The organism is Prosthecobacter sp., from assembly GCF_044373815.1.
In the GTDB taxonomy this organism is placed as follows: Bacteria; Verrucomicrobiota; Verrucomicrobiia; order Verrucomicrobiales; family Verrucomicrobiaceae; genus Prosthecobacter.
The window spans coordinates 1-8,336 of the sequence record NZ_JBIPNG010000293.1; the positions used below are offsets into that span (position 1 = coordinate 1).

Here is an 8,336-nt window from a genome sequence, read left to right on the forward strand (position 1 = left end):
GTCTGGCGTATGATCAGATCCTCAAAGCAGCTGACGAAGGTAAGGTGAAAGCACTGTGGTTTGTGGCCACCAATCCGAGCCACTCTTGGATCGATCAAAACGAGATCAATCGCATTCTCGACAAGCTCGACTTCGTGGTGGTGCAGGACATGTACTGCAGCACCGAGACCGCGAAGCGTGCGCATCTGGTACTGCCTGCGGCGGGCTGGGGTGAAAAGGAAGGCTGCTTCATCAACAGTGAGCGCCGCATTGGCTACAGTCCCAAGGTGCGCCGTGCTCCCGGTCAGGCGCTGGCGGATTTTCATATTTTTCGTCTCATCGCCCATTACTGGGGCTGCGATGATTTGTTCCGTGGCTGGAGCAGCCCGGAGGCAGTCTTTCGTGTCTTGCAGCGCTGCACGGAAGACCAGCCCTGTGACATCACGGGCATCAATGGGCATGAGATGCTGCGAAAATCCGGCGGTGTGCAGTGGCCTCTGACCCGAGCTCAGAGTTCCAAGTTTGAAGTTTCAAGCTGGAAGGAGCGCCGGTTGTTTGAGGATGGAAAATTCTTCACTCCCGATAGGCGTGCGAAGTTCATTTTTGATGCAATCGAGGCCGTACCAGAGCCGCTTAGCAATGAGTATCCGTTGATTTTGATCACCGGGCGTGGCACCAGCGCGCAGTGGCATACGGAAACACGCACCGGCAAGTCCGCCGTGCTGGCGAAGATGATTCCTGAAGAGCTGATGCTGGATATCAATGCGCAGGATGCTGCCCGTCTCGGCGTACGCGATGGCATGATGGTGCGTGTCATTTCGAAGCGTGCTGAACTGAGCGCAAAGGCGCGGCTGACCGAATGCGTCTCCCCCGGTGAGGTGTTTTTGCCCATGCATGACAGCCGTGTGAACCAGCTCACGCACGCCTCTTATGATCCGCACAGTCGTCAGCCGAGCTACAAGCACTCGGCGGTGCGGGTGGAGAAATAGCCTTTGAGCTACTCAATTTTCCGCACGGTCAGCAGTTTTAGCGCTGGCTTGCCATCCTCGCGGGCTTGCGGGAGATCGACGGTAAACTCGGCCTGCCAGTCGTTGAGGTCTTCGGGATCGATGAGCACCTGGCAGATGCGCCAGGAGGTGTTGTCCTCGCTCGGTTCCACGTAGGTGTGGCGACCGTTGCGGGCTTCGTTGTCGAGGCGGATGCGCTCGTGCTCGGCATAGTATGGCTCCATGAGAGCAGCCAGGGACTCGGCGTTGAGTGGGCTGCTGACGGTGCTGGCTGCGGCGGCGTAGTTTTCCACAGAGAAGGGGCGCAGGAAGCGGAAGATCTCGGTGCGGATGAGTGCGGTGAATTCGCGTTTGTTGCGCGTGATGTCCGGGGCTTCCACGGGTTTTTCTTCCTGCTCATCAGGCTTGAAGTTGGGATCGCGCATGCGTTCCCATTCATCCAGCAGGCTGGAGTCTGTGCCGCGCAGCACCCCGGCGATCCAGGCCTCCATCTCCTGCACGGGTTCGGTTTTGAAGTTCTCGGGCACGGTCTGCGCCAGCACCTTGTGCACGCCGGAGAGATGGCGCAGCAGCACGCCTTCGGCGCGGTGCAGTTCGTAGTCGTTGATGTAGTCGCTGAAGGTGCGGAAGTTTTCGAACATCTCGCGGGCGATGCTCTTGGGGCGGATGTTCTCCTGGCCGATCCATGGATGCGCCTCGCTAAAGGCGTTGAAGGTGTTGTAGATGAAGTCGCGGCAGGGTTTCGGGTACTCCAATTCTTCCAGCTTGGCGATGCGTTCTTCAAACGGCACGCCTTCGTTCTTCATCGCCACCATGGCCTCGTCCTTCACCTGATCGAGCTGTCGGCGCAGGATGATGTCCGGGTTTTCGAGGATGGATTCGCACAGCGTCATCACATCCGCTGCATAGGTGGGAGAGGCTGGATCAATGAGCGCCAGGGTGTCGATGAGATAAAGCGAGAGCGTGTAGTTCAGCGAGAAATCCTCCTGAAGCTCCACATTGAGCCTCAGCTTGGTTCCGTCTGCTGGGCGCTGAGCGGTGGGTATGATCTCGATGATCTTACGCTGCACCAGTGCGCGAAACAGCTCCCAGGCACGCTTTTCTTGCTGCTTCTTTGCATTGGTTGTTTCATGCGAATCCGCTACGAGCTGGCGCATCGCCGCGCAGGCATCACCTTTGCGGCTGAGCACTTGCAGCAGCATGCCATGCGAGACCTGAAAGCGAGACATCAGCGGCTCGGGTGTGGCGCTTTGCAGTTTTTTGAAGGTGTCTTCATTCCAGCCCACGAAGCCTTCCGGTGCTTTCTTCTTCACCATCTTGCGCATTTTCTTCACATCGCCGGCGGCCTTGGCCTCCATCTTTGCATTTTCCACCACGTGCTCCGGCGCCTGGCAGACGACGTAGCCCACGTCATCATAGCCACGCCGCCCGGCACGTCCGGTGATCTGGTGGAAATCACGTGCGCTCAGCGTGGCCACCTTTTCGCCGCCATACTTGCTCAAGCGCGTAAGCAGCACGGTGCGGATCGGCACATTCACTCCGACGCCGAGGGTGTCGGTGCCGCAGATCACTTTCAGCAGGCCGCGCTGCGCCAGTTTCTCCACCAGCACGCGATACTTCGGCAGCAGCCCGGCATGATGAATGCCCACGCCATGGCTGAGATACTTCTTCACTTCCTTGCCATAGGGGCTGGTGAACTTCGCGCCCTGCATCGCTTCTTTGATCGATGCTTTTTCCGCGGCGGTGCAGAAGTTCAGGCTCATCAAATCCTGCGCTGCCTGCGCTGCTTCGTTCTGCGTGAAGTGCACGAGATACACCGGCGCTTTGTTGGCCGTCACCAGCTCCTGCAGCGTCACATCCACGGACGTCTGCGCATAGCTGAACTCCAGCGGCACCGGCCGCTCATACGCAGCCACCACGGTGGTCTCGGCCTTGGTCAGGTTGGTGAGCTTCTCTTTGAAAAAGTCGGAGCCGCCCATCGTGGCGGACATCAGCAGAAAGCGGGAATCGCTCATGCTCAGTAGAGGCACCTGCCAGGCCACGCCGCGTTCGCGGTCGGAGTAGTAGTGAAACTCGTCCATGATGACTTCGCGGAAGGGGGACTGTGCTCCGTCCCGCAGCGCGTAGTTGGACAGGATCTCTGCCGTGCAGCAGAGGATGGGCGCATTGCGGTTCACCGTGGCATCTCCCGTCGCCATGCCCACGTTGTCAGGGCCGAAGTCGCGGCACAGGGAAAGGAATTTTTCATTCACCAGCGCCTTGATGGGACAGGTGTACACGGAGCGCCGCCCCTTCGCGAGTGAGCGGAAATGCAGTGCCAGCGCCACCAGCGATTTACCCGAGCCCGTGGGGGTGTTGAGGATCACGTTGCGATCATCAAACAGCTCAAGGATCGCCTCCTCCTGCGCAGGGTAGAGTTCCAGGTTTTTCTCCGCGACGTAGTCAAGAAACCCCGCCAGCAGCTCATCATTGGAGCAGTCGGTGGATTTTGGCAGTCGGCGCAGCAGCGGATGGTCGGTCATGTCCCTGCACATCGCCTGCGACGATCACGCATGCAACCGCCTGACGAAATCAAAACGGGGGTGGGAAGAAACCTGGAGGTGGGCGCATGCCGGGGCCGCCGGGAGGACCTCCCGGGCCACCACGCCGACCGCGTCCCGGAGGCCCTAAGCCGCCGCCGGGTGGGCCACGCCGAGCGAAGCTGGCATCCGGCGTGCCGGCGAACTGGCGTGGCACATAGGGATACTCATTCGTGAGCACGTAATAATAGGTGCCCTTGGGAAATTCGGGGGTCACTCCAAAGCGGCCGTTGCTGGCATCCAGGTCGCCGCTGCCTTCGATGTACTCGTAGTCCTGCACAAAGGCCCCATCATACTTGCCACCGGGAGAGCCTGCAGGTCGTGTGCCTTGCTTGATGGCATAGCTGGAATCGAGCTTCTTCAAGGCGCTGTCGCCATCCTTTGCCGTGCTGTAGCCCCAGGGACCGTAAATGGGAAAACCATCTGCCGCCCAGCCGACGAGCACCATCTTCGCTTTGTCGCCAGCGATTTTTTCGATCATGCCATTCGGGATGCCGTGGTAGTGATAGGCCCCGTTTGGCTGTACATGCGCGTTGCTCTCATCAAGCCCGAGATCAATCGCCCCGCCATGGGGCTCGTATTGCCAACCGCTCGCCGGATTGCCCTGCCACCACTCAGCGGCGAAGGGATCAAAGACAACGCCATTCACTGCGATGCCAAAAGGCTGCATGTGAAAGGGCACCGGCTTTTCCGCGACTTTCGGGTGCAGCGGCACCTTGTAGTCGTAGCTCTGTGGCGCGATCACGTTGGGATTGTGCCGGTTGGGAAACTGTCCGGGCGTGTGATCGGGAATGCCATTGGCCTGAATGCGGCGGTAATTGTCATCCGTGGTGATCTTCACCTCATTCGGCGGCAGCTTTGATGAAGCGGCGAGGCAGGCGGTCACAAGTACGGTGCTGATCACTTTGATCAGCATGGCAAGAGAGTCAGAGAGGCGGGAAAATCTCATGTCGGGGAGATAACCCCACGGGCGCGGTTTCGTTACAAAAATTATCTGCCACGGGTTCTCTCGATTCCCGCTTGCTTCCGGGGGAGGATTCCGGTTTGCATCCCATCATGCCGAAGGCTCCACGTTCCAAACCCGCCCGCATCCCGCAGGTCGCCGTTCTTGTCGATACTTCGCGGTCCTATGGCCGTGACATCGTGCGCGGCATCCGGCGCTATGTCGCGGAGCACGGCCCGTGGTCGCTGTACCTGGAGCCGCGCGATCTGCGCAGCCGTTTCCCTGACTGGCTCAAAGACTGGCCTGGGGACGGCATTCTCTCCCGCACCGTCGATGCCGCGATGCTGCGCCAGCTCAAGGCGACGAAGCTGCCGGTGATCGAACTCCGCACCACGGTGCTGCCGCATTCGTTTCCCTTTGTCGGCATGGACAACCGCATCGTGGGCACGCGGGTGGCGGAGCATCTACGGAATCGCGGCTTCCAACGCTTCGCCTGCTATCTGGACACCGCCGAGGCCTTCTTCGTCGAACGCAGCGAGTACTTTGCGCAAACTCTTCGCGCACACGGCTTCGAGTGCTCGCTCTTCAAATCAGGCGGGGCAGGGACGAAGCGGCTGCGCTGGGATGAGCACCAGCGCGCCTTGTCCGAATGGCTGACGTCCTTGGAGAAACCCGTGGGTGTGTTTGCCGTGAATGACCAGCTCGGCTTCTGGCTGCTGGATGCGGCGCGCCGTGCAGGCATCGCCGTGCCGGAGGAGGTGGCGGTGGTCGGGGCGGAGAATGACAACATGCTCTGCGACACCGCCTCCCCCCCGCTTTCCAGCGTACGTCTGCGCGGGCAGGCTGTGGGTTATGAAGCAGCGCGCTTGCTTGATGAGTGGATGGCGAAACAGCGTGTGCCCAAGCCCGGTGAAAAGCATCTGCTGGCCCCAGGGGACATCGTCGTGCGTCAGTCCAGCGACATCGTTGCGGTGGAAGATCCACGCATTGCCGAAGCGCTGCGCTTCATCCGCCAGCATGCCACCGAGCAGATTGATGTGACGCGGGTTGCGCGGGAGACGGCGCTCTCACGCAGTGTGCTGGAGCGGCGCATGAAGGCGCTCATTGGCCGCAGCCCGGGGGAGGAGATCAACCGCATCCGCTTTGCGGCGGTGGAAAAACTGCTCACTCAGACCGATCTCACGCTCGATGCCATCGCCGCCCGCTGCGGCTTCACCCACCCGCAGTACATGGCCGGTGCTTTTCGGAAACGTGCAGGCATGACGCCGGGGGAGTTTCGCCGGCACAGGGCGGTGTGATTTCAGCGCTGTAGTTCCTGCCGTTTCACTTGAAACAGCTTCACGGCTTTGAGAATCAGCGCAGCACGGGAGCCGAAGACGAAGTGATCGAAGTCCGGACGCAGTTCCATGATGTGCAGGCACATCGCCTGCAGGATCATCAGATCAGCGCCCATGAAGGAGATGGTTTTCCCGTCGGCAAAATAAAACTTCGCACCGCTGCCCACGGCGATTTCCACCTTCGTCAGATCCTCCACGCGGCCCTCACCGAGGTTCCTGCGGCGGCACAGCCAGTGCGAGATGACGCCGTCTTCGATGCGGATGGAAAAGAGCAGGGTGGGCAGCACGAACACCGGAAGCAAACATCCCATGCCCAGGCAGATTCCCAGCAGGAGCTTCAGGTCCAACGGGCGTCCTTGATGGTGGTTCATGGCACCAATCGCCACGGCTGCCACTGCGCCTATGACCAGACCGGCGATAAAAATAGAGCGAATCTGTTTCCAAGCATTGCCGAATTCGGTGCTCATGGTGGAGCATGCTTTAACTAAATCCTGCCTGCGACGGCAAGAAAAAAGGCGGTTCCGATGATTCGGAACCGCCTTGTGAAACTGCTTTCAGCGACTGATTAAGGAACGGACTTCACGCTGGAGAAGATCTTGCCCAGGGTTTCGAGGCTCTTCTCGCTGTCTTTCTTCGAGATCCAGTAGGTGATGGTCAGCACTTTGCCGTTGCCCACTTCGGTGAAGAGGAAGCCGATCACGGCAGGGCCCCACTCCTTGCTTTCGCCACTCCAGGAGATGCGGCTCCACTTGCGGCCGGAGTCTTCAAAATCTTTCGTTTCCTTGGTGGCGGCATCCACCTTCACCTCATGGTCTTCGGTCAGCCACTTGAGGCTCTCCTCGATGACGCTGTCCATCTGCTTCTCGTCGGCCACCACTTCGAGATAGATCGTAGCCACATTGTCGGCGGATTCGGCAAGAATGCCATCATCAGATTTTTCCGGTTCCCAGGAATCCGGGATGTTGACGGTAGCCGCTGGTTTGTCCTCCGGAAGTTTGACCGTGCCGGCAGGAGCCAGAGCTGGGAAAAGGGTGAGGACGAGGGTGGCGGCGAGGAGGGTGTGTTTCATGGTGGAGAGTGCCGTAGGCACTACAGATCGCAGCAACGCGGCCCGTGGGTTTGCCTCAAATGGTATTCCGGCTGCTTTTTTGCAGTCGGTGGTAAAAAAAACGGGGTGGATCACTCGATCCACCCCGGTTCTTTGAAGTGCGTACCAACAGCCATGCAGGAACCACTATCTGAAAATTGCGACTGGCGGACTTGCTCCGCTCTCGTTGTCTTCCGAGAGATTTCCACATCTTGAAGAAGATGTGTCAGAACGATGTAAAACATTCGCAAGAAAGATGGCTTTCCGTCAATAAGGGGAGTTTGCCCGCTTATTGAGACTGCCTGGTTTTGCGCTTTTGCAGCAAGACCTTGGCCACCAGCAGCACGATCACCAGATTGACCACCAGGGCGGACACATGGATGACGGTGGCTTGCTGGTAGATCGCATAAGCCTCGGGGGCAGGTAGATGCAGCCGCCTACCAGAGCCAGCCATTCGGCCCAAGTTTTCTGCTTCCACAGCCCGTAGGCCTCCGCAAAGCGGATGGTGGAGTACAGCAGCGCCATGCCGGCCATCAACCACAGGCGCTGGTCGGTGAGCGAAGAAAGCAGATCAATGAAGATGTGGGGATACTTCCGGGCCGGATTGAGATGCAAATGCTCCACGATCTCGCTGCCCAGTTCGTGCAGATCCCGGTGCAGCAGCCCCAGCAGGCCGAAGCCCGCCAGCAGCACGATCGTTCCCTTGGCCGCTTCGATGGCAGGCACGATGTCGAGACTTTTGCGCAAGCCGGAAGAAGTCATGCTGCATCATGCGCGGCATGCAGATGACATCAATGGGGAAGCCCCCGCATTGCATCCTCAGCGCCAGAGCTCCACGACTTGGGTGCCCTCACTCCACAAACCTTACCGTCACACCTTTGACCTGCGCTGCCATTTTCAGGCCGCGTTCCTTTCCCATCACGCAGATGGCGGTGTCCAGGGCATCGCTGGTCATGCAGTTCGGGGCGATCACTGAGCAGGCGATGCGCTCCGTCAGCCCCAGCCCGGTCTGAGGGGAGACAATGTGTGAGTAACGGACGCCGTCGATCTCGGTGAACTGGTACAAGTCCCCCGAGGTCGAAACCCCGCAGTTGTGCAGGCGCACGCTCTCCAGTTTTTCTTCCGGTGCGGCACTGGCAAACTGCCGCAGCTTGATCTCCCAGGCATCTTCTCCCGGCGGGGGATCGCCGATGGCGATGTCTCCACCTGCCATGACGAGGGCGCGGGTGAGGCCGTGCTCACGCAGGACGCGCAGGCCGGCATCGGCGGCGTAGCCTTTGGCGATGCCGCCGAGGTCGAGCAGCATGCCGGGCTTCAGGAGCGTGATGGTGTGCGCTTTAGCATCCATCTGCACGGCGCGCCAGTCGGTGGCGGCAAGCGCCTGCTGCAGGCGGTCTGCGGGGG

The 8,336-nt window shown here is 59.8% G+C and carries 8 protein-coding genes; 2 read left to right on the forward strand and 6 right to left on the reverse strand.

Annotated elements, in window-relative coordinates:
• Window positions 1-968, forward strand: a 968-nt coding sequence (locus tag ACIREA_RS20705; protein ID WP_397384250.1) for a molybdopterin oxidoreductase family protein, incomplete at its 5' end; no start/stop codon positions are given.
• 8 nt (window positions 969-976) lie between these two features.
• On the opposite strand, the gene ACIREA_RS20710 is transcribed toward ACIREA_RS20705, so the two are convergent.
• Both ACIREA_RS20710 and ACIREA_RS20715 read right to left on the reverse strand, forming a co-directional pair.
• On the reverse strand, window positions 977-3,508 hold the full coding sequence (locus tag ACIREA_RS20710; RefSeq protein WP_397384251.1) for a DEAD/DEAH box helicase: 2,532 nt from the start codon (window positions 3,506-3,508) through the stop codon (window positions 977-979).
• 49 nt (window positions 3,509-3,557) lie between these two features.
• Complete coding sequence (locus ACIREA_RS20715) at window positions 3,558-4,514, reverse strand: YHYH protein (RefSeq protein ID WP_397384252.1); 957 nt, start codon at window positions 4,512-4,514, stop codon at window positions 3,558-3,560.
• A 107-nt stretch (window positions 4,515-4,621) separates the two neighbouring features.
• On the opposite strand from ACIREA_RS20715, the gene ACIREA_RS20720 reads away from it, so the two are divergent.
• Window positions 4,622-5,806 carry a substrate-binding domain-containing protein gene (locus ACIREA_RS20720; RefSeq protein WP_397384253.1) on the forward strand — a complete coding sequence of 395 codons (1,185 nt, stop codon included), beginning with the start codon at window positions 4,622-4,624 and terminating at the stop codon, window positions 5,804-5,806.
• Window positions 5,807-5,808: 2 nt separating this feature from the next.
• Here the strand turns inward: ACIREA_RS20720 and ACIREA_RS20725 are convergent, their stop codons facing one another.
• The 4 genes from ACIREA_RS20725 to ACIREA_RS20740 form a co-directional block, all read right to left on the reverse strand.
• On the reverse strand, window positions 5,809-6,312 hold the full coding sequence (locus tag ACIREA_RS20725; RefSeq protein ID WP_397384254.1) for a hypothetical protein: 504 nt from the start codon (window positions 6,310-6,312) through the stop codon (window positions 5,809-5,811).
• Window positions 6,313-6,410: 98 nt separating this feature from the next.
• Window positions 6,411-6,914 (reverse strand): hypothetical protein, encoded by a 504-nt coding sequence (locus tag ACIREA_RS20730; protein ID WP_397384255.1) that lies wholly within the window; start codon window positions 6,912-6,914, stop codon window positions 6,411-6,413.
• A gap of 366 nt (window positions 6,915-7,280) precedes the next feature.
• Window positions 7,281-7,694: a DUF2127 domain-containing protein gene (locus tag ACIREA_RS20735; RefSeq protein ID WP_397384256.1), complete on the reverse strand. Its 414-nt coding sequence runs from the start codon at window positions 7,692-7,694 to the stop codon at window positions 7,281-7,283.
• Between the two features lie 88 nt (window positions 7,695-7,782).
• Window positions 7,783-8,336 (reverse strand): FAD:protein FMN transferase (locus tag ACIREA_RS20740; protein ID WP_397384257.1); only part of this gene is annotated, 554 nt, incomplete at its 5' end.

What these genes read in the sequence shown, in the direction of transcription:
- ACIREA_RS20735 (WP_397384256.1), bottom strand. Translation starts at nt 7,694, where the DNA reads ATGACTTCTTCCGGCTTGCGCAAAAGTCTCGACATCGTGCCTGCCATC.
- ACIREA_RS20720 (WP_397384253.1), top strand. Translation starts at nt 4,622, where the DNA reads ATGCCGAAGGCTCCACGTTCCAAACCCGCCCGCATCCCGCAGGTCGCC.
- ACIREA_RS20715 (WP_397384252.1), bottom strand. Translation starts at nt 4,514, where the DNA reads ATGAGATTTTCCCGCCTCTCTGACTCTCTTGCCATGCTGATCAAAGTG.
- ACIREA_RS20730 (WP_397384255.1), bottom strand. Translation starts at nt 6,914, where the DNA reads ATGAAACACACCCTCCTCGCCGCCACCCTCGTCCTCACCCTTTTCCCA.
- ACIREA_RS20710 (WP_397384251.1), bottom strand. Translation starts at nt 3,508, where the DNA reads ATGACCGACCATCCGCTGCTGCGCCGACTGCCAAAATCCACCGACTGC.
- ACIREA_RS20725 (WP_397384254.1), bottom strand. Translation starts at nt 6,312, where the DNA reads ATGAGCACCGAATTCGGCAATGCTTGGAAACAGATTCGCTCTATTTTT.